24 protein-coding genes and 2 tRNA genes are annotated in these 22,232 nt (G+C 68.1%); 11 read left to right on the top strand and 15 right to left on the bottom strand.

The window, feature by feature from the left end; translation table 11 throughout:
- Positions 1-61 precede the first annotated feature (61 nt).
- From V8686_RS04520 to V8686_RS04510, 3 genes are all read left to right on the top strand, one after another.
- A tRNA-Asn gene (locus V8686_RS04520) sits at positions 62-134 on the top strand.
- A 180-nt stretch (positions 135-314) separates the two neighbouring features.
- A complete protein-coding gene (locus tag V8686_RS04515; RefSeq protein ID WP_379702775.1) occupies positions 315-1,421 on the top strand; it encodes an ABC transporter substrate-binding protein in 1,107 nt (368 codons plus the stop codon).
- The gene (locus tag V8686_RS04510; protein WP_379702774.1) at positions 1,422-2,969 is read left to right on the top strand and encodes an ABC transporter permease; all 1,548 of its coding nucleotides are present in this window, start codon (positions 1,422-1,424) and stop codon (positions 2,967-2,969) included.
- Here the strand turns inward: V8686_RS04510 and V8686_RS04505 are convergent.
- Together V8686_RS04505 and V8686_RS04500 are read right to left on the bottom strand one after the other, a co-directional pair.
- Entirely contained in the window at positions 2,966-3,391 is a 426-nt protein-coding gene (locus V8686_RS04505; protein ID WP_379702773.1) for a GtrA family protein, read from the bottom strand. The genes V8686_RS04510 and V8686_RS04505 overlap by 4 nt on opposite strands.
- Before the next feature lie 8 nt (positions 3,392-3,399).
- Positions 3,400-4,833 (bottom strand): sulfatase, encoded by a 1,434-nt coding sequence (locus V8686_RS04500; protein ID WP_379702772.1) that lies wholly within the window; start codon positions 4,831-4,833, stop codon positions 3,400-3,402.
- Between the two features lie 310 nt (positions 4,834-5,143).
- Here V8686_RS04500 and V8686_RS04495 point away from each other — a divergent pair.
- Positions 5,144-5,251: transfer RNA gene (locus V8686_RS04495), tRNA-Ile, on the top strand.
- Positions 5,252-5,472: 221 nt separating this feature from the next.
- Here the strand turns inward: V8686_RS04495 and V8686_RS04490 are convergent.
- Entirely contained in the window at positions 5,473-5,961 is a 489-nt protein-coding gene (locus V8686_RS04490) for a hypothetical protein (RefSeq protein WP_379702771.1), read from the bottom strand.
- A gap of 84 nt (positions 5,962-6,045) precedes the next feature.
- Here V8686_RS04490 and V8686_RS04485 point away from each other — a divergent pair, with 84 nt between their 5' ends.
- On the top strand, positions 6,046-6,699 hold the full coding sequence (locus tag V8686_RS04485; protein ID WP_379702770.1) for a CRISPR-associated protein Cas4: 654 nt from the start codon (positions 6,046-6,048) through the stop codon (positions 6,697-6,699).
- Here V8686_RS04485 and V8686_RS04480 read toward each other — a convergent pair.
- Genes V8686_RS04480 through V8686_RS04470 form a run of 3 tightly spaced genes read right to left on the bottom strand, consistent with a single transcriptional unit; the run spans position 6,682 to position 8,060 of the window.
- Positions 6,682-7,263 (bottom strand): L-threonylcarbamoyladenylate synthase, encoded by a 582-nt coding sequence (locus V8686_RS04480; RefSeq protein ID WP_379702769.1) that lies wholly within the window; start codon positions 7,261-7,263, stop codon positions 6,682-6,684. The two genes, V8686_RS04485 and V8686_RS04480, sit on opposite strands and share 18 nt — an antisense overlap.
- A 3-nt stretch (positions 7,264-7,266) precedes the next feature.
- Complete coding sequence (locus V8686_RS04475) at positions 7,267-7,779, bottom strand: redoxin domain-containing protein (protein WP_379702768.1); 513 nt, start codon at positions 7,777-7,779, stop codon at positions 7,267-7,269.
- Positions 7,779-8,060, bottom strand: a complete 282-nt coding sequence (locus V8686_RS04470) for a glutaredoxin family protein (RefSeq protein ID WP_379702767.1) — start codon at positions 8,058-8,060, stop codon at positions 7,779-7,781. The genes V8686_RS04475 and V8686_RS04470 overlap by 1 nt, the downstream gene beginning before the upstream one ends.
- A gap of 104 nt (positions 8,061-8,164) precedes the next feature.
- On the opposite strand from V8686_RS04470, the gene V8686_RS04465 reads away from it, so the two are divergent.
- Positions 8,165-9,538: a hemolysin family protein gene (locus V8686_RS04465; protein WP_379702766.1), complete on the top strand. Its 1,374-nt coding sequence runs from the start codon at positions 8,165-8,167 to the stop codon at positions 9,536-9,538.
- Positions 9,539-9,541: 3 nt separating this feature from the next.
- Here the strand turns inward: V8686_RS04465 and V8686_RS04460 are convergent, their stop codons facing one another.
- The 3 genes from V8686_RS04460 to V8686_RS04450 form a co-directional block, all read right to left on the bottom strand.
- Positions 9,542-10,714, bottom strand: coding sequence for an inorganic phosphate transporter (locus V8686_RS04460; protein ID WP_379702765.1), 1,173 nt, complete (start codon positions 10,712-10,714; stop codon positions 9,542-9,544).
- Between the two features lie 72 nt (positions 10,715-10,786).
- The gene (locus tag V8686_RS04455; RefSeq protein ID WP_379702764.1) at positions 10,787-10,948 is read right to left on the bottom strand and encodes a DUF7859 family protein; all 162 of its coding nucleotides are present in this window, start codon (positions 10,946-10,948) and stop codon (positions 10,787-10,789) included.
- A gap of 202 nt (positions 10,949-11,150) precedes the next feature.
- A complete protein-coding gene (locus V8686_RS04450; RefSeq protein ID WP_379702763.1) occupies positions 11,151-11,705 on the bottom strand; it encodes a metallophosphoesterase in 555 nt (184 codons plus the stop codon).
- Between the two features lie 75 nt (positions 11,706-11,780).
- Between V8686_RS04450 and V8686_RS04445 the strand changes: the two genes are divergently transcribed.
- Positions 11,781-12,722 (top strand): cation diffusion facilitator family transporter, encoded by a 942-nt coding sequence (locus tag V8686_RS04445; protein WP_379702762.1) that lies wholly within the window; start codon positions 11,781-11,783, stop codon positions 12,720-12,722.
- Between the two features lie 7 nt (positions 12,723-12,729).
- Here the strand turns inward: V8686_RS04445 and V8686_RS04440 are convergent, their stop codons facing one another.
- Positions 12,730-13,755, bottom strand: a complete 1,026-nt coding sequence (locus V8686_RS04440) for a threonine aldolase family protein (protein WP_379702761.1) — start codon at positions 13,753-13,755, stop codon at positions 12,730-12,732.
- Here V8686_RS04440 and V8686_RS04435 point away from each other — a divergent pair.
- The 3 genes from V8686_RS04435 (at position 13,754) to V8686_RS04425 (ending at position 16,518) form a co-directional block, all read left to right on the top strand.
- Complete coding sequence (locus V8686_RS04435; RefSeq protein WP_379702760.1) at positions 13,754-13,933, top strand: hypothetical protein; 180 nt, start codon at positions 13,754-13,756, stop codon at positions 13,931-13,933. The genes V8686_RS04440 and V8686_RS04435 overlap by 2 nt on opposite strands.
- Before the next feature lie 80 nt (positions 13,934-14,013).
- Complete coding sequence (locus V8686_RS04430; RefSeq protein WP_379702759.1) at positions 14,014-15,102, top strand: aminopeptidase; 1,089 nt, start codon at positions 14,014-14,016, stop codon at positions 15,100-15,102.
- A gap of 126 nt (positions 15,103-15,228) precedes the next feature.
- Entirely contained in the window at positions 15,229-16,518 is a 1,290-nt protein-coding gene (locus tag V8686_RS04425) for an L-lactate MFS transporter (RefSeq protein ID WP_379702758.1), read from the top strand.
- A 33-nt stretch (positions 16,519-16,551) separates the two neighbouring features.
- Here V8686_RS04425 and lrp read toward each other — a convergent pair whose 3' ends face one another.
- Positions 16,552-17,013 (bottom strand): HTH-type transcriptional regulator Lrp, encoded by a 462-nt coding sequence (lrp, locus tag V8686_RS04420; protein WP_379702757.1) that lies wholly within the window; start codon positions 17,011-17,013, stop codon positions 16,552-16,554.
- 126 nt (positions 17,014-17,139) lie between these two features.
- On the opposite strand from lrp, the gene glnA reads away from it, so the two are divergent.
- Complete coding sequence (gene glnA / locus V8686_RS04415) at positions 17,140-18,519, top strand: type I glutamate--ammonia ligase (RefSeq protein WP_379702756.1); 1,380 nt, start codon at positions 17,140-17,142, stop codon at positions 18,517-18,519.
- Here glnA and V8686_RS04410 read toward each other — a convergent pair.
- The 4 genes from V8686_RS04410 to V8686_RS04395 form a co-directional block, all read right to left on the bottom strand.
- Complete coding sequence (locus V8686_RS04410) at positions 18,516-19,403, bottom strand: phosphatase PAP2 family protein (RefSeq protein WP_379702755.1); 888 nt, start codon at positions 19,401-19,403, stop codon at positions 18,516-18,518. The genes glnA and V8686_RS04410 overlap by 4 nt on opposite strands.
- A 70-nt stretch (positions 19,404-19,473) precedes the next feature.
- A complete protein-coding gene (locus V8686_RS04405) occupies positions 19,474-20,721 on the bottom strand; it encodes a YihY/virulence factor BrkB family protein (RefSeq protein ID WP_379702754.1) in 1,248 nt (415 codons plus the stop codon).
- A gap of 72 nt (positions 20,722-20,793) precedes the next feature.
- On the bottom strand, positions 20,794-21,474 hold the full coding sequence (locus V8686_RS04400; RefSeq protein ID WP_379702753.1) for a class I SAM-dependent methyltransferase: 681 nt from the start codon (positions 21,472-21,474) through the stop codon (positions 20,794-20,796).
- Positions 21,475-21,631: 157 nt separating this feature from the next.
- Positions 21,632-22,165 carry a hypothetical protein gene (locus tag V8686_RS04395; protein WP_379702752.1) on the bottom strand — a complete coding sequence of 178 codons (534 nt, stop codon included), beginning with the start codon at positions 22,163-22,165 and terminating at the stop codon, positions 21,632-21,634.
- Positions 22,166-22,232: the final 67 nt, after the last annotated feature.

The following is a 22,232-nucleotide window of genomic DNA, read 5'->3' as shown; positions in this document are numbered from 1 at the left end:
GACAGACGGGAGCGGGTGAAAACGAAAGCCCTTTCAGCCGACTTCGACTATCACAGTCTGAGCCGTCGTAGCTCAGATGGTAGAGCACCTCGCTGTTAACGAGGTGGTCCCAGGTTCGAGCCCTGGCGACGGCGTCTTCTCCGAGTGCTCCACGTGAAGAGTACTCCACGCGAAGTGACGACCTCTCCTCCGAGTACTCCACGCGAAGTGACGACGTCGGCCCGTGTGCACGACTGCACGGACCACCTTCGCGCATATAATAAGGATAACGATGAAATGTTTAAGTGGGATGCATCCTATCGCCACGCAAGGGAATGCCTCGGTATACTACCACACGGCGCGGCGCGTTGCGCACCGCAGGGGCAGCGCTCGGCGTCGGACTCGCAGGCTGTGTCGGAGGAACGGACGGTTCGGGCGGGTCGACGGCGACCGATACGCCCGCCGAGCCGACGGACGTCTCGGTCATCCTGAACTGGAAACCCAACGCGACGCAGGCAGGATACTTCGTCGCCGATCGGAAGGGCTTCTACGAGGAGGAGGGCCTCTCGGTCGACCTGGTCTCGGGGCAGGGTGGGAGTTTCGCCGCCAAGCAGGTCGGCCTCGGCAACCAGGACCTCGGGCTGGGGACGGGCGTTGCGCTGTTGCAGGCGCGGAACCGTGACCTCGACATCCGCTCGTTCGCGGCGGCACAGGACTCGAACGCCGTCATCTACACCGTCTCGGAGCAGTTCGGCGGGCAGCTCACCGAGCCGTCGCAACTGGCGGGCAAGCGCGTGGCCGTCGTCGCCGAGTCCGCCAAGACGCGCACCTACCTGGAGATGCTGCTCGCCGAGGAGGGCATCGGCGACGAGGTGGAACTCGTCAGCGTAGGGGTCGAACAGCAGACGTCCAACCTCCTCTCGGGCAACGTCGACGCCGCGGTCGGCATCTTCTCCGACGCACTGGGCCTCGACGCCGAGGGGTACGACGCGTCGATGCTCTGGCTCGCGGACTACACCCCGTCCATCGGCCGAACGGTGTTCACGCGTCCCGGCTACGCCTCGGAGAACCCGGACGTGATTCGGGGGTTCCTGCGTGGGACCGCCCGCGGGTGGGTCTGGGCGTCGAACGACCCCGAGGGTGCGATGGATCAGATGGTCGAAGCGCGCGCGAGCCTGTCGAAGTCGCGGGACGTCGGCCTGCTCAAGCTGAAGTACACGGCGAAGAACCTGGTGTTGAGCGAGGCAGTCCGGGAACACGGCTGGGGCTACCAGGGCGCTGACGCCTGGGAGACGGTCGTCACGCGACTCGCCGACGGCGACGTGATCGACGGGGACGTGTCCGCCCGGGACGCCTGGTCCAACGACTATCTGGATACGGAGGCCGAGTACGTCGGCGACTACGCGTCACAGGTCTCCACGGACTACGACCTCCCCGTCTGAATGCGGGCGGTTCGGGTTCGACGTGCAGTCGACGGGTTCGCGCAACCGGCCGTCGCCGCGTGCTCGCTCGCCCTCGCGGTCGGTCTCTGGCAGGCCGCGACGGTCGTCTGGGGAATCCCCTCGATCCTGCTTCCCTCGCCGGTAGAGGTGCTCTCGGCGCTTCGTAGCCACCCGGCAGAAGTGGCCGGGGACGTCCTCTATACCGGGTTCGAGATCGGTCTCGGCTGGGTGGCTGGTGTCGGGATCGGGATGGCCGTCGCGGGCGCGATGGCGGCGTCCAGACGCCTCCGTCTCGCGATCTATCCGCTCTTGCTGTCCGTCCGGATCGTCCCGCTCGTCGCCGTCGCCCCGCTCCTGATCGTCGTCTTCGGGGCGACGCTCCGCACGCGCGTCCTGCTGGCGGCCATCCTCACCTTCTTCCCCGTCACCGTGGCGACCCTGGAGGGGTTGCTCTCGGTGCCGCACAGTCAACTCGACCTCCTCCGATCCGTCGAGGCGTCGACCTGGAAGCGGATCCGATACGTCCGCCTGCCGAACGCCCTCCCGAGCGTCTTCGCCGGTGTGAAAATCGCGACCCCGCTCGCCGTCGAAGGAGTGTTGATCGCCGAGTTCCTCGCCTCGTCGCGGGGGCTCGGCCACGCCGTGTTGCAGGCGGCCGCCGCGCTCGACACACCGCTGCTGTTCGGCGAGGTGGCGCTGATCGTCGGCGTCGGTCTCACGCTGTTCGGCCTGGTCGTCCTCGCCGAGCGAGCGCTCCGCTGGACCGACGACGGGACCGACGTCGGTGGGTTCGGCACCGGCGACGGCGTGTCGGCGCCGACTGGGGAGCGACTCGTCTTCGGCGGGGTCGCGCTGGCCGCCGTCGCGGGAGTCTGGGTGGTGGGGACCGTCGTGATTCCGAACGCCCGCGTGTTCCTGCCGCCGCCGACGGCCGTCGCGGCGTCGCTGCTGGAGACGCCCGCCCTGTTCCTCCGGGCGTCGGTCGAGTCACTCTGGAAACTCGTGGTCGGCTGGGGCGTCGGGGCGGGCGTGGGCGGCGCCCTCGGCGTCGTCCTCGCCGTCGCGCCCCGGAGTCGGCCCGTCGTCGGCCCGTTCCTCGTCGGCGCGCGCGTGACGCCGAGCATCGTCGCCGCACCCCTGCTGTTGGTGTGGCTCGGCATCTCCTTCAGCGCCGGCACCGCCCTCGTCGCACTCGCGACCTTCTTCCCCGTCGCCATCGCGACGACGAACGGGCTCACGACGCTGCCCGACACTCACCGGTCACTGCTCGATTCGGTGGACGCACCCCGGCGGTCGCGGCTGTTCGTCCGCCTCCGGTACGGGCTGCCGACCGTCGTCGCCGGCGTGAAACTCTCCTTGATCAGCGGGCTCTCGGGCGTCGTCATCGCCGAGTGGTTCGTCGCCAACGGCGGCCTCGGCGTCCTCGTCAACCAGGGGATGCGGAACCTCCAGCCGACACTCACCTACGCGGCCGTCGTCTGCCTGTTCACGCTCGGAATCGTCCTGTTCGGCGGGACGACGCTCCTGCAGCGACGCCTCCAGTTCTAGCCCTGCCACGTCCACCGCGAGTCGAGCACGTAGCGGTAGACCCCGCTGACGACGATGCCGACGCCGTTGGCGACGAGATAGGGGATGGCCGCGGCCGAGACGAGGGCGTACAGCACGCCGACCTGGATCGGGATGGCCGAACCGCGGACGATGTTCGTCCGCAGGAGGCCGCGGCCGTACTCGCGCCAACTGTCGTGACGGGAGTCGTAGAACGTCCAGCGGTTGTTCACGCCGTACTGGAGGATGATCGTCGTCTCGATGGAGAGGATGGCCGCCACCAGATACTGGACGTTCCCCCACTCGACGAGCGTCCCGAGCAACGCCGTCTGGAAGCCGGCCGCGACTGCGCCGACGGCGAAAAAGCGACGGATCTGCGGCGCCTCGGGACCGACCAGTACCGCCCGCAGAAAGCGCCTGAGCATCGAGAGCGTCACCGATAACCCAGTGCTTCCAGTCGCGTCTCGATGTCCTCGTCGACGCCCTCCGCCGAGCCGTCGTGGTCGACCGCATCCAGCGTCGCCGCGTGGTCGAGGGCGACCACGCGAAGCCGGTCGCGGGCGGCCGTGGCCGCCGTGTCGTCGTCGGCCGACCGGTCGTCCTGCAGACCCGGATCGGCGCGCCGGTCGTACAGTTCCTCCTCGCCAGTCTCCGTGTTTCGAATGTACACCCAGCGGGTGTCGCGGGCGCTCACCAACAGGTCCCCCTCGTCGAGCGACCGGGGGATGGGCTGCTGGGTCACGTCGTCGCCGCGGACGGTGACGGTGACTACGGGATCGTCGGGCGGGGCGACGCCGTCCCTGATCGTCGGCAGGAGGCTCTCGCCGGTCCACGTCGGAGCCGGCTCCACGCCGAGGAGGTCACAGACCGTCGGCGCGATGGCGTCGAGGCCGACGTGGTCGGCCACCCGGCGGGCCGGCAGGCCAGGCACGTCGACCAGTAGGGGGACCTGAACGAGTTCGTCGTAGAGTTTCGGGTAGTGTGCCAGGTGACCGTGGTCCATGAACTCCTCGCCGTGGTCGCCGGCGACGACGACGGCAGTGTCGTCCGTGACGCCCGCCGAGTCGAGCGACGCCAGCAGGCGCTCCAAGCTGGCGTCGACCTGCCGGACTGCACCCTGATACAGCGTGCGCAGGTCGTCGAGCGTCCGGTCACCGACCGACCACCCGAGGCCCGTCCGCACGTGGGCGATCAGCATTCGTCCCTTGCCGACGCGGCGGTCCGTGAGGTCACGGAGATACCGCGGCGCGGGGACGTACGGCGTGTGGGCGTCCATGTAGTGGACCCACAGGAAGAACGGCTCGTCGGTGTCCGCGACGAACGAGGTTGCCCCCCGCTCCACGTCGAGCATCCGCGAGGCGTCGGTGAAGGGGCGTTCGTCGTCCCCGCCGCGGAGAACGCTTCCCGCGCGGCGAAACGGGGAGGTGAGAAGTTGGAGCCACGCCCCCCACGTCGGGTGGGCGGCGACGAACTCGCCGGCCCGACCGTCCGAGCCACCGCCGACGAACGCGTCGAAGACGTCGAAGCCGTCGTCGTACCCCCAGTGTTCGGTGAGGAAGCCGTTGGCGGCGTTGAAGCCGCCGGTGGCGACGCCCGCTTCCCGTACCTGTTCGGCGAGGGTGGTCACGTCGTCGCCGTCGACACCGATGCGGCCGGTGTCCGCGAAGACGGGGCGAGAAGCGAGAATCGACGGGAAGGACATCGGCGTCCAGTTACCGTGAGCGAAGGCGTTCTCGAAGACCGTGCCGCGCTCAGCGAGGGCGGCGAGAGTCGGCGTGTCGTACTCACCGCCGTACGGTTCGATGGCGTCGGCACGCAGGGAGTCGACGGTGACGAGAAGGACGTTCGAGACGGGCGTATCTGTCATGGGCAGGTTTCGGCGCCGATAGTGGCCGCCGGCGGGGACGACCCCGACGCTGTCGACGACCGCGGTTGCTCGATACAAGGAAGACGAGCGTACTCAAGCTTTTGATCGGCGGCCGTCGTCAGGACTGGCGACGTCTTCCCTCCGAGAGCGTGTTTCGTCCGATCCGAGCGTCGGCGCGTGCGCGTCGCCTCGCTGCTCCCCTCGGCACCGGTCGCCCGGGACGACACCCCGAGGCGTCGCCGACGCGAACCGGGAACGTCGACATCGCTCCGGCACGTTCAAGACGCCGGAGCGTCGATTCGCGTGACACGGGCCCTTAGCTTAGTCCGGTTAAAGCCCCCGGCTCATACTGGCGGGCGACACGGCGTCGCCGTCATGGGACACCGGGTGATCGCTGGTTCGAATCCGGCAGGGCCCATCGATTTCCTGCGAACGTCAGTGAGCAGGAAATCGTCCGTTCTGCCGGTTCGAGCCACGGAAGACGAGCGAAGCGAGTCTTCCGGAGGTTCGAATCCGGCAGGGCCCATCCCACTTTTTCCTCGGTCGCTCCGCTCCCTCGCAAAAACGTGGGGAAAAAGACAGCAGACAGGATTCGAGCCCAGAGGGCGAGCGAAGCGAGCGGAACCGATCGAGTGTGAGTCAGTACCGAACGACTGCGTCCAGAATCCCGGCGGTCTGACCGACGCCGACGAGGGCGAGGCCGAGGAGCGACGAGCCGGGAGCGGCGGCGTAGATGGCCACCCCCAGGGCGCAGACTGCGCCGCCGCCGAGGTAGGGGAGGGCGGGACCGTCAACGTCGCGCCCGGTCAGGAGCAAGCCGCCCGCGGGCATCGCCATCCAGACGTAGAGCGCGACGGCGAGCAGCGGATCGGCGTCGATCAGGAAGCCGGCGACGCCGAGCGCCGTGGCGACGAAGCCGACGGCAACGACGGACCGCCACGTCCGGAGGACGCCCTCGGCCATCTCCACCCACCCGGTGACGGCGAAGACGGCGAGCAGGACGCACATCACGACGTGTGCGACGAACAGCGCGTGCGTGGAGACGGCGCCGAGGTGGGCGCCGGCGACGACGGTCCAGGCGAGGGGAACGAGGAGCCCCGGGCCGGTTTCGCGGAGACGACGGAACATGGGAGGGTACAGGGCGCGGAGCCACAAAGAACGTGGACGTGGCGGGCGCGAAGGTTCAAGTACGGGTCCGGGGCCAAACGTTCCGTGATCACCTTCGGTGCACTCGCTCGGGCAGCGTACTGTCCGCGCCAGTACTACTACGCCAGAGGCGAGGAGAGCGGGCCGCCGCCGGAGGTCGAAACCCGGCGCGAGCTGGCCTTCCGATATCCGGACCTCCGGACGGCGAGCGACGCCGAACTGGCCGCCGAACCGATCGGGCCGTCGCCGTCGGCGTACCGCGCGGCGCTCGACCGACTCGCGACACGCACTGACTGGGAGGGACTGGTCGACCCCGCGGAGCGGGAAGTAGTGCTCTCGGGCCGGGAGTGCCGAGGGGTCGCCCACAAGGTCGTGAGCGGTGAGCCGCCGACGCCGACGTTCGTCTCGCCGGGGCGTCCGCCGGAACGGGGCGTGTGGCGGCCACAGCGGGTGCGTGCGGTGGCGGCGGCGAAGGCGCTGGCGTGGGAGCGCGAGCGTGAGATCCCGGCGGCGCTGGTGGAGTACCCCGCCCACGGCATCGTCCGCCGGGTCGAACTGACGACGCGGAACAAGGCGGCGTATCGACGGACGGTCCGGACGGTGCGGGCGGTGGACGGGCCGCCACCCCGAATCGACGACGAGGCGAAGTGTGACGCCTGTGACTATCGTGAGCGGTGTGGCGTCCGCACGCGGTCGCTCAAGTCACTGCTCGGCCTGTAACCAGGCGTCGATTTCGTCGGCCATGGCGCCGCGTCGGTGGACGACGCCGCGGTCGGGGTCGACGACGGTGCTCTCGGTTCCGGGCGTCTCGCCCCCGTCGAGGACGACGGCGGCGCCCTCCCGAACCCGGCCGTCGAGTTCGGCGACGCGGGTGACGCTCGGCGACCCGGAGCGGTTGGCACTGGTGGCAGTCAGGGGCGGCGTCCGGTCGAGGAGCGAGAGCGCAACGTCGTGGTCGGGAACCCGCACGCCGACCCGGTCGCGGCCGGCGGTGAGAGCCGCGGGGAGCGTCGGTCGACGTTCGACGACGACCGTGACGGGACCGGGGAGAAAGCGACGCATGAACCGTTCCGCGCGGTCGGTCGGCCGAGTGTGTTCGAGGGCCGCGTCGACGTCGGGGACTGCGAGGGAGAGTGGCTTCTCTCGCGGCCGGTCCTTGAGGTCGAAGACACCTTCGACGGCGGCGGTATCGGTGGCGTCGGCGCCGAGACCGTACACCGTCTCGGTGGGGTAGACGACGGCCCGCCCCTCGCGGACGGCGGCGACGGCGGCGTCGAGATCCATGGGTCAGTCGACGAGTGTACGGATCTCGTGTTCGAGGTCGTCGTAGGGCGGAAAGTCCGGCCACTCCTCGGCGACCCAGGCGTACTGCACGATCCGGTCCTCGTCGACCAAGAACGTGGCGGGGCGCGCCTCGGAGACGCCGGCCATCCCGTCGAGATCGTGGGCGACGCCGTAGGTCTCCGCGACACCGTTGTCGGGATCGGAAAAGAGGTCGAAGTCCATGTCGCGCTCCTCGAGCAATCGCTTGTGGGCGTAGGGCGTCGAGATGGAGACGCCGACGACGGTGAGGAGGGCGTCGAGGTCACGGTCCCGGAGCTCGTTCCAGATATACGTCGCGGGGAAGGAGCCGTCCATCGGGTAGAAGACGAGACAGACGGGGCCGTCGTCGACCAACTCGTCGAGGGAGGCGTCCGCCCAGAACTCGTCGTTGACGAGGGGGCGGGTGAAGTCGGGCGCCCGGTCACCCGCGGTGACGTGGTCGGTCTCGGGGAGGGGAACGACGTCGAAGTCGACCATCAGGCGACCCCTCCGTCGACGAGGCCGTCTCCGTACGTCGATTCGAGATACTCGACGACGTTAGCCGATTCGGACATCGTCACGCCGGTGCGGTCGTCGACGATGGCCGGGACGGGGCGCGATCCGGCGACCCGCTTGACGACGTCGCGCTCGGAGTGCATCGGCTCGACGAACCGCGAGGTGTAGTCGAGACCGAGGTCTTGCAGCGTGCGGACGACACGTTCGCAGTACGGACACGCCTGCAGCCGATACAGGGTGATCGCTGGGTCACCGTCGGACATAACACGACGTACGGCAGGCGCCGGCCTAAGCTCTTCGTTCGGAGGAACTACGGGTCGTGTGAGGGCAACGCTTAATTCAGGGCCGTGATTAGATCCGGTGTTCCATGGGTTTGTCGCCGACAGCGAGCGCCGCCGGAGCCGCCTATCCGGCACAAATCGCCGATATCGTGCCGCTGACCGATACGACCGTCACTATCGGCGGGTCGGTCGCGATCCTCGTGTTGATCGCGCTGTCAGCGTTTTTCTCCTCCTCGGAGATCGCAATGTTCTCGCTGGCCCGTCATCGCGTCGACGCCCTCGTCGAGGACGGCCTCCGGGGAGCGGAAGCGGTGCGGGAACTGAAATCGGACCCGCACCGACTCCTGATCACGATCCTCGTCGGGAACAACATCGTCAACATCGCCATGTCCTCCATCGCCACCGGTCTCTTCGCCATCTACCTCTCGCAGGGGCAGGCGGTGCTCGCGGCGACGTTCGGCATCACGACGCTCGTCCTCCTGTTCGGCGAGAGCGCGCCGAAGTCCTACGCGGTCGAGAACACGGAGTCGTGGGCGCTTCGGATCGCCCGGCCGCTCCAGTACTCCGAGCTCGTGCTCATGCCGCTGGTGATCGTCTTCGACCACCTGACGCGGATCATCAACCAGGTGACCGGCGGGCGGTCGGCCATCGAGACGACCTACGTCACCCGGGACGAGATCCAGAACATGATCCAGACCGGGGAGCGCGAGGGCGTAATCGAGGAGGAGGAACGCGAGATGCTCCAGCGCATCTTCCGGTTCAATCGCACCATCGCCAAGGAGGTGATGACGCCTCGTCTCGACATGACCGCCGTTCCGAAGGACGCGGCTATCGACGAAGCCATCGAAACCTGCGTCCAGAGCGATCACGAGCGCATCCCGGTCTACGAGGGCAACCTCGACAACATCATCGGAATCGTCACCCTGCGTGATCTCGTCCGCCAGCAACACTACGGCGAGGGGAACGTGGACCTGACCGACGTCGTCCAGCCGACACTCCACGTCCCCGAGTCGAAGAACGTCGACGAACTCCTGGAGGAGATCCAGGAGAATCGGATGCGGATGGTGATCGTCATCGACGAGTTCGGGACGACGGAGGGACTGATCACGCTGGAGGACATGGTCGAGGAAATCGTCGGCGACATCCTCGAAGGCGACGAGGAGGAACCGTTCGAGTTCGTCGAGGAGGACGTGGTGATCGTCCGGGGCGAGGTCAACATCGACGAGGTGAACGAGGTGCTCGACCTCAACCTGCCGGAGGGCGAGGAGTTCGAGACGCTCGCCGGGTTCATCTTCAACCGCGCCGGCCGCCTCGTCGAGGAGGGGGAGGAAATCGACTACGACAGCATCACGATCCGGATCGAACAGGTCGACAACACCCGGATCATGAAGGCCCGGATCACCATCCACGACGACGCGGACACCGAGGAACCGGTCGACGAGGCCGAAGTCGAGGGGTGAGGGCTACACCAGAAGCGAGTCGATAACCGTGAACGTCCCGAAGCCGACGGTGAACGCGAGGAGGAGCGACCCGATCCACGCGAGGACGGTGTAGACCATTTTGCGGCGACTGACGCCGCTGCCGCCGGCGGCGTAGCCGGAACCGATGATCGCCGAGACGACGATTTCGTTGAACGAGACGGGGATACCGAAGGCGACGGCGGCCTGAGCGATGGCGAAGGAGGGGATGAGCGCCGCGATGGATCGCCGAGGACCGAGCGAGGAGTAGTCCTGTGCGAGCGCCTTGATCATGCGCGGGGCGCCGGTCCACGAGCCGAGCAAGAGCCCGAATCCGCCGCCGGCGAGCACCGCGGGCAGCGGGACCGACATCGTACCCAGTAGGGGCACCAGCGGACCGATGGCCAGGCCCACTTGGCTCCCGCCGGCGGAGAAGGCAACTAGCCCGCCGAGTGAGAGCAGGAATCGGCGCTGTGTCGTCTCGGGATCGGTCACCAGTCCACGGTAGAGGACTGCGGTCACCACGAGCGCACAGGCGAGGGTGGCAGTGGGCGTCCCGCCGGGAACGGCCGTGCCGAGGGAACTGGCGATGGAGCCAGCCCCGCCGGAGGGACCGAGCAGTGCGAAGTCGACGGTGGCGACGAGCGCTCCGACGAGGCCGCCGAGGGCGGAGACGGCGTAGCGCTCGGGGACCGACGGCGACCGGAGGATCCGGGCAGTGGCGTAGGCGGCGCCCCCGCCGACGAAGGGCGTCAGTATCCACAGCGTCGCGATCTGTCGGTACTTCGCCCACGCGGGGTCGCCACCGAGGGCGAGACCGACGCCGACGACGGCGCCCGTGACGGTGAAGGCGGTGGCGATGGGGTAGCCGGTGAAGACGCCGATGGCGACGAGGATGGCGGCGGTGAGCAAGCCGACGATGGCGGCGGTAGCGGTGAGGGAGACGCCGCCGATCAACTGTGTACCGACCGCCTCGGTGACGTTCGCTCCCTGGAGGACGGCGCCGGCGAACCCCAGAAGCCCGACGACGAAGCCGGCACGCATCACGGAGATGGCGTTCGCACCGACGGCGGGGGCGAAGGGGGTGGATCCCGAGGATCCGGCGCCGATTGCCCACGCCATGAAGAGACTCGCGAGCGCGGCGACCACGAACGTCAACAGCGTTCCAGTGGCGACCATCGGTTCGTGCCCTTCTGGGGGAGGGGGGTACTAAGCGGTACCGGGCTGTCCGCGTGACTCGACCGGCCCCGACTACCGGTAGCCCTCGTCGTACCCTTCGCGAAGCGAGAGGAGCGTCCGGCGGACCAGCAGATAGCCGAAAAAGACCAGTAACAGCATCAGTCCCACCAGCGCGAGGAAGACGGGATCCTCGAGAAGCCCGGAGAACTGGAGTGCAACGGAGGGAGCCAGCATGGTCCGAGGGTGACCCGGGGCGCACAAAGCCGTTTCGCCGCCGACCGCACAAACTCAAATGGCCGTTTGAGCCTACGGTGTTTATATGATATCGTCGGGCGTACCACAGGTTGCGTGGTCCCCCGACCTCGCATCGGCCCTCCATTGCGGACGCTTCGGCCCTCCACCTCCGCCCCCGTTCGGGCACGCGCCCGGCACGGACTCAGTCCGGTGTCGGGACGTGAACCCGCTCGAGCACGTCGCCATCGGGTGTTCGGATCACGCCGACGAGCCCCGTCTCCGCGACCGGGGCGGTGGCGGGCACGTCCTCGTCACCCGCCGCCCACAGTTCGGCGTGGCCGGGGCGGTTTCCGCGGGGGTCGGCGTGGCTCCCCGGGTTGAGCAACGTCGGCCCGCCATCGGCGTCGACGACCGTCGGCCGGTGGGTGTGGCCGGAGACCACGAGGCCGGCGCCGCGTTCCCGACCGAACAGCGAGAGCGCGGTGGCACCGCCGCGTTCGGTGTGGGTGACCGCGATCCGAATTCCGGCGTAGGTCGTCGTGGTGGCGTCCGGCAGTCGTGCCCGGACGGCCCCGTTGTCCGCGTTGCCGTGGACGGCGACCAGTCGGGTCGTCGCCTCGCGGACGGCGTCGAGGACCGCCGGCGTCGTGAAGTCGCCGGCGTGGATCACCAAGTCGGCGGCGGTGACGGCCTCGCGCGTTCGGCCGCGCAGACGAGGGTCGTCGGTACCGTGCGTATCGGAGCAGACGACGAGCATGCGGGAGGGAGGGACCGTGCCGTCAACACGGTTGCGGTCGGAAGGTTGAATCGGGGAGCGGCCGACGGGGCGCACATGGCTGGCAGCAAGTCGGTCGTCCTCGCCGCACTCGTCGCGAACGGCGCCATCGCGGTGCTGAAGTTCGGCGCCTTCCTCCTCACCGGGAGTCCGTCGATGCTCTCGGAGACGTACCACTCCATCTCCGATACGGGCAATCAGGTGTTCCTCCTCGTCGGAATTCGCTACAGCAAGAAGGCGCCGAGCCGCGGCCACCCCTTCGGCTACGGCAAGGCACAGTTCTTCTACAGCTTCCTCGTGGCCGTCCTGCTGTTCGGCATCGCGGGGTGGGAGAGCCTGAAACACGGCTACGACGCCATCCTGCACGGCCACCAGGTCGCCCCGGGGACGGTGACGTTCGCCAGCGTCACCGTCGACACCGTCTACGTGAGCGTCGTCGTCCTGCTGGGTGCCATCGCCTTCGAGAGCTACGCGTTCATGAAAGCCTACGCCGAACTCCGGCGGCAGATGGACGAGTACGGCTGGACGGGGCTGGTCGAGGCGTTCAGATCGACGAGCGACGTAACGACGCTCACCGCGTTCACCGAGGACGCCATCGCCCTCGGTGGCGCCGTGATCGCGCTCGTGGGAATCGTACTCTCCCGCGTAACCGGGAATCACATCTACGACGCCGTCTCCGCCGCGATCATCGGTGTCCTCCTCATGGGCTTCGCCCTCGCGCTCGCGTGGGAGAACAAGCGCCTCCTGCTCGGCGAGAGCGCGCCGAAGGGGCTGGAATCCGACTTCCAGTCGATCATCCGCGAGCATCCGGGCGTGACCCACGTCGACCGCTTCCGGACGATGTTCGTCGGTCCGAGCGGCATCCTCGTCACCGCCGACGTGAGCTTCGACCCCGACCTCGTAACCGACGACATCGACGCCGACATCGGACGAATCGAGGAGAAACTCCGCGCTCGCGACGACCGAGTGCGGTTCGTCTACGTCGAACCCGAACTGTAACGGTAACTCACGCCGCCGAGACGACGTCGCCGATCCGGTCGAGCGCCCGGTCCACGTCCTCGCCGTCCACGTCGAGGTGGGTGCAGAATCGGACGGTCGTTCCGCCGAACGGAACACAGCCCACGTCGCGGGCGGCGCAGGCGTCGACGAACGATTCGGCGTCGAAACCGGTTCCCGCCACGTCGACGAGGACGATGTTCGTCTCCGGGTCCCGTGCCGACACGCCGTCGAGGGTGTCCAGTCCCGACGCAAGTCGGGTGGCGTGCTCGTGGTCGGTCGCGAGGCGGTCGCGGTTCTCCAGAGCGTGGAGACCCGGAGCGGCGATCAGGCCGGCCTGCCGCATCCCGCCGCCGTAGCGCTTCCGAATCCGGCGGGCCGCCTCGACGAACGCCTCGCTCCCGGCGAGCATCGACCCGACGGGCGCGCCGAGTCCCTTCGAGAGACAGAACAGGACGGAGTCGACGGGGGCGACCATCTCGACGGGGTCGACTCCGCGGGCGACGCAGGCGTTGAACAGACGGGCGCCGTCGAGGTGAACGGGGACGTCACGTTCGTGCGCCGCGGCCGCGGCCGCCCGAATTCGATCGACCGGGACGGCCACACCGCCGCGGGCGTTGTGCGTGTTCTCCAGCCACAGCAGGCCGGTTCCGGGACGGTGCAGATCGCGGTCGTGACAGCTGTCGTGGATCCGTTCGGGAGAGGGGACGGCTCGGTCGCCGGCGTCGACGGTGCGGGTCTGGAGACCGGATCCCTGCGCGAGCCCGCCGAGCTCCCACCGGACGACGTGGGCCTCGCTGTCGACGAGTACCTCGTGTCCGGGGTCGGCGTGGACGGCCGCGGCGACCTGATTCCCCATCGTGCCGGTAGGGACGAACAGCGCGGCCTCACAGCCGACGACGTCGGCCGCCCGACGTTCGAGTTCGTTCACCGTCGGGTCGTCGCGGTAGACGTCGTCGCCGACGTCGGCGTCGCGGGCGGCCTCGCGCATCGCGGCGGAGGGCGTCGTCACCGTATCGGAGCGCAGATCGATCATGCCCGGAGTCGGGGCGGCGACGGCAAAAAAGTGCGTTGCTCAGGGGAACCCGGCGATCACGTCGTGGTTCTCCACCGGGAACGCCCGCCCCGTCTCGGTCCGGACTCTCCTCGGTGTGCTGTACGGCCTCTTCGGTGTCGGTCTCCACGTGAGACCGGTCGTCGGGATCGACGACTGATTGGCGGTTGGTAGCACGGCACATAGATCCGTCCTCCGGACTCCGAAAGGCTTTGCCGCCCGCGGCGGAACCCCTGTGACATGGACCCGCGCATTCGCACGCACGCAGAGATCATCGTGGACCACTCGACCCGGATCGAGTCGGGCGACGACGTGGTCGTCAGTATGCCGGCGGTGGCCGAGGACCTCGCTGTCGCCCTCCACGAAGCGCTCGGCGACCGGGGGGCCAACCCCATCTACCTGAACAACTCCGAGCGGGCGAGTCGGGCGTACCTCCGCGCGAGCGACGACGGGGACTTCGAGACGCCGGCCCACCAGCTCGCGCTCTACGAGGAGACGGACGCCGCCATCATCGCCCGCGGCGGGCCGAACGTCTCCGAACAGAGCGACGTGACTCCCGAGACCAACGCCGCCTACCGCCGCGCGATGCGGCCCGTCCTCGACGAACGGCTGGGGACGCGCTGGTGTCTCACGCAGTTCCCCTCCGCGGGCCACGCGCAACTGGCTGGGATGAGTAGCGAGGCTTACGAGAACTTCGTCTGGGACGCCGTCACGCTCGACTGGGACGAACAGCGCGAACACCAGGCCCGGATGGTCGACATCCTCGACGGCGCCGACGAGGTACGGATCAAAAGCGGTGACGAGACGGACGTCACCATGTCGGTAGCGGGCAATCCCACCCTGAACGACTACGGCGAGCACAACCTGCCCGGCGGCGAGGTGTTCACCGCACCGGTCGCGGAGTCCGTCGAGGGCGACGTCCACTTCGACATGCCGCTGTACCGCAAGGGCAAGGAAATCGAGGACGCGCGCCTCCGGTTCGAGAACGGCCGCGTCGTCGGACACAGCGCCGACCGCAACGAGGAGGTGCTGACCGGGATTCTGGACACCGACGAGGGCGCACGCTACCTCGGCGAACTCGGCATCGGAATGAACCGCTCCATCGACCAGTTCACGTACAACATGCTGTTCGACGAGAAGATGGGCGACACCGTCCACATGGCGGTGGGCAACGCCTACGCGGACACCGTCGGCGAGGAGAACGAGCGCAACGAGAGCGCCGAACACGTCGATATGATCGTCGACATGTCCGAGGACTCGGTGATCGAAGTCGACGGCGAAGTCGTCCAGCGCAACGGGACGTTCGTGTTCGAGGAGGGTTTCGAGTAGCGGTTTTTGCTCCAGCTTTTTTACGCACACTCCGTTCGAGAGAAGGCCGGTGGTGGCGCTGGAGGGGCGTCCGAGCGCTGTCAGGCGTAGTACACTTTTTTCTCGGTACCCGGCGTCGTGGGGGATATGTCCACGCCAGCGACGGCGAAAAATCGGTGGCTCATCGCGGCGTCGGCGATGTTGATCCACCTGTCCATCGGATCGGTGTACGCCTACAGCGTGTATCAGCGGCCCTTACAGGAGACACAGGGGTGGAGCATCGCCGACGTGACCCTCGGGTTCACCGTCGCCATCTTCACCCTCGGGATGTCGACGGCGCTGCTCGGTCGGTACGTGGAGCGATACGGGCCGCGCGTCTCGGGGACGGCCGCGGCCGTCACGTTCGCCAGCGGGACGGTCCTCGCCGGCGTCGCCGTCGAGTACGGGAGCCACGTGGGCTTCGTCCTGACCTACGGCCTCGTCGCCGGGGTCGGACTCGGACTCGGGTACATCAGCCCCATCTCGACGCTCGTGAAGTGGTTCCCCGACCGGCGAGGGTTGGCGACCGGACTGGCCGTGATGGGGTTCGGCGCCGGGGCACTGGTGACGGGACCGGTCGCGAACTGGCTGATCGTGACGACGAGCATCCCGACGACGCTCTACGTCCTCGGGACGGGCTACTTCGTCGCGATGGTGGCCGGCGCTACCTACCTCGAAAAGCCCCCCGAGGGGTGGGTACCCGAGGGGATCGATCCCGACGACGTCGTGGAGACGGATAGCCACGGCGTGATCGTCGCGTCGGATCTCGAACAGCGCACGGCGCGCGAGGCGCTTCGGACGCCACAGTTCTATCTGGTCTGGCTGATCGTCTTCATCAACATCTCCGCCGGGATCATGCTCCTGTCCGTCGCGTCGAACATGACGCAGGCGATTACGGGCGCGAGCGCCGCCGTCGCCGCGACCGTCGTCGGGTTGATCGGTGTCTTCAACGGCGCCGGCCGAATCGTCTGGTCGAGCCTCTCGGATTACCTGGGACGGACGACCACCTACGGCGTGTTCTTCGTCGTACAGATCGGCGCCTTCCTCGCGCTGCCCCGACTCACGACCGTCCCCCTGTTCGCGGGGGCGATGTTCTTGATCATCACCTGTTACGGCGGCGGGTTCGCCTGTCTGCCGGCGTATCTCGCCGACCTGTTCGGCACGCAGGAACTCGGAGCGATCCACGGTTACACGCTGACCGCGTGGTCGATGGCCGGCATCGCCGGGCCGACGCTGGTGGCCCGGATCGTCGAACTGACCGGCGGGTACGAACTCGCCTTCTACGTCGTCGCCGGCGCGCTCACGGTCGGACTGGGCTGTGTCGGGCTGCTTCGCTGGCGAGTGGCGGTCGTCCGGGAAGCACAGCTTCACGGGACGCCACACGGCACGCGGCGGTAGGTGCTCGGCGCGCCGACGACGCGTCGAACGCGCTTACTCCTCGTCGACGTCGAGATCGAACTGCTTGTTCTCGACGACGGCATTCAGGACGACGCTGGTGTTGGATTCGCGGATGTCGGCGTCGGTCAGCAGGGTCTTGATCTGCTCGTTCATGCCGTCGGTGTCCTCGAACTTGCCGATAGCGATGACGTCGTAGTCGCCGGTGACCTCGTAGACGCTGACCATCTGTTTCTGGTCGCGCAGGCTGTCGGTGATGCCGGGCAGGGCGCTCCCCTCTACCTTCAACTGGAGGACGGCCGTCACGTCGTAGCCGAGTGCGTCGTAGTTCACGCGCGGCGTGTACCCCTCGATGACGCCCTCGTCCTCCAGATCACGGAGGTGGTTCGAGACGGTAGTGACCGAGACGTCGAGTTCCTCGGCGAGACTCCGAAGGCTGGCGCGACCGTCGCCCAGAAGTGCATTGATGAGCTTGGCGTCGAGATTTTCGTACGTCATATCAGTTATTCACGGTACGGGGGGTATAGAAGTTTACGAATATCCAATTCCGGCAGAGCGAGTGAGGAAATTGCAGACAACAAAAAGGGCTTAATACTAGGAGTATAGAGTTACCTTGTCCAGAACATGACGGACGAAACTGCGGCGACTGACGGCGGCTTGACGGCCGAAGAACAGGACGTCATCGACGAGATAGACGAGAAGAACGTCGACTTCCTGCGTCTTCAGTTCACCGACATTCTCGGCACGGTGAAGAACGTCTCGGTACCGGCGAGCCAGGCGGAGAAGGCTTTCACCGAGGGAATCTACTTCGACGGATCCTCCATCGACGGGTTCGTCCGCATTCAGGAGTCCGACATGCGGCTCGACCCCGATCCGTCGACGTTCGCCGTGCTCCCGTGGCGAAACGGCGATTCCACCGGCGGCGCGGCCGCTCGTCTCATCTGTGACGTCGTCGACACCTCGACCGGCGAGCCGTTCTCGGGCGACCCGCGTGGCGTCCTCAAAAGCGCCATCGAACGCGCCGAGGAGATGGGTTACAGCGTCAACATGGCCCCCGAACCGGAGTTCTTCCTGTTCGAGGAGGACGAGGAGGGCCGCGCGACGACGAAGACGAACGACGCCGGCGGCTACTTCGACCTCGCGCCCAAGGACCTCGCACAGGACGTGCGCCGTGACATCATCTACGGCCTGGAGAGCATGGGCTTCGACATCGAGGCCTCCCACCACGAGGTCGCCCAGGGGCAACACGAGATCAACTTCACCTACGACGACGCGCTGTCGACGGCCGACAACGTGGCCACCTTCCGTGCGGTCGTTCGCGCCATCGCGGCCGAACACGACCTCCACGCGACGTTCATGCCCAAGCCCATCGCCCGGATCAACGGCTCGGGGATGCACACCCACATGTCGCTGTTCACCGAGGACGGGGAGAACGCGTTCCACGACGACGACGACGAGTTCAACCTGAGCGACACGGCCAAGAGCTACCTCGCCGGCGTCCTCGAACACGCCCCGGCGATCACGGCCATCGCCGACCCGACCGTCAACAGCTACAAGCGGCTGGTGCCGGGCTACGAGGCCCCGGTCTACGTCGCCTGGTCCGACCGCAACCGCTCCGCGCTCATCCGCAAACCGGCCGCCCGCGTCCCGGCCGCCTCGCGCATCGAGCTTCGGTCGCCCGACCCGTCGTGTAACCCCTACCTCGCCTTCGCGGCCATGATCCACGCCGGTCTCGACGGCATCGAGCAGGACCTCGACTGCCCCGATCCGGTCCGCGAGAACATCTACGAGTTCGACGAGGCCAAGCGCGAGGAGTACGGCATCACGACGCTCCCGTCGAACCTCGGCGAGGCCGTCGACGCCCTCGAAGCCAACGAGACCATCAAGAGCGCGCTCGGCGAGCACGTCACCGAGAAGTTCATCGAGGCCAAGACCCAGGAGTTCGGCGAGTACATCGTCGAGGTCTCCGAGTGGGAACTCGACCGCTACCTCGAGAAGTACTAACGCCCCACGTCCAGTTCTTTTTCGACGAGTCGGTCCGCCAGCCCGGGTGTCCCGACCAGCAACGCGACCACGCACACCGTCAGGACGGCCGCGGCGGCCAGGGAGAGACCCGTCTCGAGGACCGCCTCGACACTGACGACCACCACGAGTAGAGTCAGGACCGAGAGTGCGAGTCCCCGGAGCGATCCGCGTGCGGCGACGATCCGGTCGGCGGCGAGGTGCCACCCGACCAGTCCGCCGCCGGCGGCGGCGACGGCGACGACGGTGTCCCTGACGACGGCGACGGCGACACCCGCGAGGCCGGCGACGAGGGCGACGGCGAAGACGCGGCGAGCGTCGGCGACGGTCACGCGGTCGGGGACCAGCCCGGGACCGATCCGGAGCGCCGCGGCGAGGTAGGCCAGTCCGACGGCGACGCCGACGGCCACGTCCACGAGGTAGTGGACGCCGATGACGACGCGGGAGGCGGCGACGAGGACGACGAGCGTTCCGGCGGCGGCGACGGCGGCGGGCGAGCGCCGATCGGACGGGAGCACGGAGAGCAGACCGCCGTAGACGACGGTGGCGCCGATGGCGTGGCCGCTGGGGAAGCCGTAGCCGTCCACGCCGGCGCCGGGCGGACGGGGAAGCGAGAAGGCGTGTTTGAGCGCGAGCGTCAGCGCGAACGCGCCGATGGCGAGGGCGAGCGCCGTCGCCATCCGGGGGACGCCCACGCCGAGGCGATTCGCCAGCAGGTAGCCGGCGGCGACGATGACGAGGAGCGTCAGCGGGTCGCCGAGACGAGTAACGAGACCCGCCGCCGCGACGACGGCTTCCGGAAGCGTCTCGACGAACGCCGCCTCACCGAGGCTACGGTCGGCGACGAACACATCGGCGAGCGACATGGTCGGGACTGTGGGGAGGGGGACATATAGTCCCACTCTTCCGAGCGAGGGCGACACGTTCGGCGGCGGATCAGCGCCGGAAGCGCCGGAGGGCGCCGAGGGCCTGCCCGGGTTTGCCGAGCATCGAGAGCCCGAAGCCGAAAAGCACGAAGAGGACGTAGAGCCCGAGCGTCGAGAGGAAGATGACGACCATCGCGACGAGGGCGATCAGGTCGGAGAGCAGGTAGAAGGCGCCGAGGGTCATGACCGTTCCGTAGAGGAGGACGAGGTAGGGTCCCCAGCCACGGGCGTGCCCGCGGCGCATCCGGCGGCGAACGTACGTTTTCAGTTCCGCTTCCAGTTCGGGGCGGTCGACCGTCCGCTCTTCCACGTCGGACTCGAAGGCGTCCAGATCGGCACGAACCTCGTCCACCCGGTCGGCGAGGTCCTCGATGTCCGGTGCCGGGGAGGGCTCCGTGTCGCCTCGCGTGTCGTCTCCGGTCATTGCCGTCGTCTCGTGGTCTCGGACCGGCGGATGTTGTACCTGCCGATCCGGCGCGACGGATCGGCCCCCGCGGACGGCGTTGAGCGTCGCCCCCACGAGCAGGACCAGTCCCGCGAGGTAGAACCACGTGACCAGCAACAGGATCGCGCCGAGGGCGCCGTAGAGCGCGAACCGGCCGCTGGTCGTCGCGATAGCGGCGTAGAGCGCGAAGGCCGTCCCGAGGAACGTCCACCCGGCGGCACCGAGAAGGGTGCCGGGAAGCGCCTCCCGTGGGGAGAGGTCGACCGCGGGTGTCAGGTAGTACACCGGAAAGAGGGCGGCGGCGAGGACGGTGAAAAAGAGGAGCGGAGCGACGAGGGCGACGGGCGTCCGGATGAAGGCGACGACGGCGACGAGGGCGACACCGCCGAACGAGCCGATGCCGACGGCGACGAGAACCGTCACGCCGACGCGGACGCTCCCGAGGAAGTCGCGGGGGGCGGTGCCGTAGATGCGGGCGAAGGCGGTGTCGATGCCACGAAACAGTTTGAGCGAACTCCAGAGCAAGAGTGCGAAGCCGACGAGCGTCACGCTGCCCCGGCCCGTGGTGTTCGCCAGCGCCTCGTCGACCAGCCCCTGTCCCACGGGCAGGAGGTACTGCCCAGCGAGGGCGAGGACGGTCGTTCGGAGCGATTCCCCGCCGACGGCGGTGGCGACGACGGCCGTCAGAACGAGGATCGGCAGGAGGGAGACGAAGGCGTAGTAGGCGATGCTGGCGGCCAGAAGGGTGGCGTCCCGCGCGCGGACCTCGCGGACGACGGTCCGGGCGAGGGTGAGCCGTGATCGGACGGACACGGATCGTCGATTCGGGCGGCACGGGCAAAAGGGCGTGGGCGGGTCGGCCGTCGGGAACGCAGCGACGGGGCGCTACGGCGCGACGCCGACGGTCAGGAGCGTCCCCCAGGTCCGATACCGGTCGACCATCTCCTCGCGGGCGTTCCAGTCGTCGGTCGGGAACGCCTCGGCCGGCGGAATCTCGATTTCGCGGTCGGGAATCGTGGCCTGTTCGGCCACGTGCAGGCCCGCCTCACGGAACGCCTCGCGGTACCGTTGGCGGTCCCAGAGTTGCATCTCGACGCCGACGTTCGCCTGCCACTCGTGGGTGTGGACGCTCTCCTCGAAGAAGTTCACGGCACAGAAGAAGGTCCCGCCGGGGCGGAGGACGCGACGGATCTCCCGGAGGACGATCTCGGGGTCCCGCGCGTAGTAGAACGCCTCCATCGACCACACGTGATCGACGCAATCCGCCCGGAAGGGCAGATGTTGGAAGTCGCCGGCGAGGAAGTCGATCATCGGATCGTCGGTGTACGCCCGCGCGTTTCGGACCATCGCCCCGGAGGCGTCGAGGCCGACACACTGACCCGCATCCCGCGTCTCGCGGAGCGCCCGGAGGGCGTAGCCCGACCCGGTGCCGAGGTCGAGAACGGTGTCGCCGGCTTCGACCGGCATCCGGGCCAGTGCCTCCTTCGCCGTGTGCCAGTGACGGTCCTCCATCCCCTTGTCCTTCCCGTCCGCGGCCCACTGATCGAACTCGGCTTGCACGCTCATTGGGTACGCACGACGGCATCGGGGCACAAATCGCTACTGAAACGGCGACGGGGGCACAGCGCAACCGGCGCTCGACCGCCGTCGGGTCACTGTCGTTCGCCGGGCTACGCCGGCGGCCCGTGAGAGTGCGCGTATCGGCCGCCGGTCGAAAGCGCCGTTACAACAGACCCTTGACGGTGTTGATGACCGTCCACGTCGCCTGTTTCACCAGTTTGCCGTCCTCGCCGTTGACGACGATGCCGCGGACGGTCCGCTCCCCGTCTCGCTGGACGACCATCCCGTTCCGGACGGCGTCGACGAACCGCGGTACGGGGTCCGAGAGCGCGACCAGTTCCTCGGCGGTGGTCCGCGTCATCTGCATCTTCAGGCCCGCGTCGTCACGGCGGGACTGGCGCAGGTCGGTGATGGTCCCGTCGGATCGCATCCGGAAGGAGAAGACCACGTCCGTGTTCACGAAGTAGACGTTGACCGTGTTGCCGGCGAGCTGGTTGAACACCTGCCGTTCGGCGAAGTTCATCTCGGCCTCGGTGATGTTGGCGTTGAACCGGGGCTGCATATCCTGCAGGTCGGCGAAGAGATCGTCCGCCCACGCCGGTTGCTCGCTCGACTGGGCGGTTGCGGGCGTCGCACCGGCGACCAGAGCGAGCGTAACGAGAGCGGCGAGGACGACGCGGCCGGTAGTCCGTATCATACGCATCCGATGTGCCCAGCGTATTTGGCTATTTGGGCAGTCGGCACCGCTGTCCTGTGAAAACCGG

The organism is Haloplanus litoreus (assembly GCF_045690335.1).
Lineage (GTDB): Archaea > Halobacteriota > Halobacteria > Halobacteriales > Haloferacaceae > Haloplanus > Haloplanus litoreus.
Note: the sequence above shows the minus strand (reverse complement) of the source record. Positions and strands in the feature narration are given on the sequence as shown.

Coding starts and splice junctions, on each gene's coding strand:
- V8686_RS04435 (WP_379702760.1), top strand. CDS start 13,754: ATGCCCGGAGTCGGGGCGGCGACGGCAAAAAAGTGCGTTGCTCAGGGG.
- lrp (WP_379702757.1), bottom strand. CDS start 17,013: ATGACGTACGAAAATCTCGACGCCAAGCTCATCAATGCACTTCTGGGC.
- V8686_RS04395 (WP_379702752.1), bottom strand. CDS start 22,165: ATGATACGGACTACCGGCCGCGTCGTCCTCGCCGCTCTCGTTACGCTC.
- V8686_RS04430 (WP_379702759.1), top strand. CDS start 14,014: ATGGACCCGCGCATTCGCACGCACGCAGAGATCATCGTGGACCACTCG.
- V8686_RS04515 (WP_379702775.1), top strand. CDS start 315: ATGCCTCGGTATACTACCACACGGCGCGGCGCGTTGCGCACCGCAGGG.
- V8686_RS04425 (WP_379702758.1), top strand. CDS start 15,229: ATGTCCACGCCAGCGACGGCGAAAAATCGGTGGCTCATCGCGGCGTCG.
- V8686_RS04490 (WP_379702771.1), bottom strand. CDS start 5,961: ATGTTCCGTCGTCTCCGCGAAACCGGCCCGGGGCTCCTCGTTCCCCTC.
- V8686_RS04450 (WP_379702763.1), bottom strand. CDS start 11,705: ATGCTCGTCGTCTGCTCCGATACGCACGGTACCGACGACCCTCGTCTG.
- V8686_RS04505 (WP_379702773.1), bottom strand. CDS start 3,391: ATGCTCAGGCGCTTTCTGCGGGCGGTACTGGTCGGTCCCGAGGCGCCG.
- V8686_RS04440 (WP_379702761.1), bottom strand. CDS start 13,755: ATGATCGATCTGCGCTCCGATACGGTGACGACGCCCTCCGCCGCGATG.
- V8686_RS04500 (WP_379702772.1), bottom strand. CDS start 4,833: ATGACAGATACGCCCGTCTCGAACGTCCTTCTCGTCACCGTCGACTCC.
- V8686_RS04510 (WP_379702774.1), top strand. CDS start 1,422: ATGCGGGCGGTTCGGGTTCGACGTGCAGTCGACGGGTTCGCGCAACCG.
- V8686_RS04400 (WP_379702753.1), bottom strand. CDS start 21,474: ATGAGCGTGCAAGCCGAGTTCGATCAGTGGGCCGCGGACGGGAAGGAC.
- V8686_RS04465 (WP_379702766.1), top strand. CDS start 8,165: ATGGGTTTGTCGCCGACAGCGAGCGCCGCCGGAGCCGCCTATCCGGCA.
- V8686_RS04445 (WP_379702762.1), top strand. CDS start 11,781: ATGGCTGGCAGCAAGTCGGTCGTCCTCGCCGCACTCGTCGCGAACGGC.
- V8686_RS04470 (WP_379702767.1), bottom strand. CDS start 8,060: ATGTCCGACGGTGACCCAGCGATCACCCTGTATCGGCTGCAGGCGTGT.
- glnA (WP_379702756.1), top strand. CDS start 17,140: ATGACGGACGAAACTGCGGCGACTGACGGCGGCTTGACGGCCGAAGAA.
- V8686_RS04455 (WP_379702764.1), bottom strand. CDS start 10,948: ATGCTGGCTCCCTCCGTTGCACTCCAGTTCTCCGGGCTTCTCGAGGAT.
- V8686_RS04410 (WP_379702755.1), bottom strand. CDS start 19,403: ATGTCGCTCGCCGATGTGTTCGTCGCCGACCGTAGCCTCGGTGAGGCG.
- V8686_RS04475 (WP_379702768.1), bottom strand. CDS start 7,779: ATGGTCGACTTCGACGTCGTTCCCCTCCCCGAGACCGACCACGTCACC.
- V8686_RS04460 (WP_379702765.1), bottom strand. CDS start 10,714: ATGGTCGCCACTGGAACGCTGTTGACGTTCGTGGTCGCCGCGCTCGCG.
- V8686_RS04480 (WP_379702769.1), bottom strand. CDS start 7,263: ATGGATCTCGACGCCGCCGTCGCCGCCGTCCGCGAGGGGCGGGCCGTC.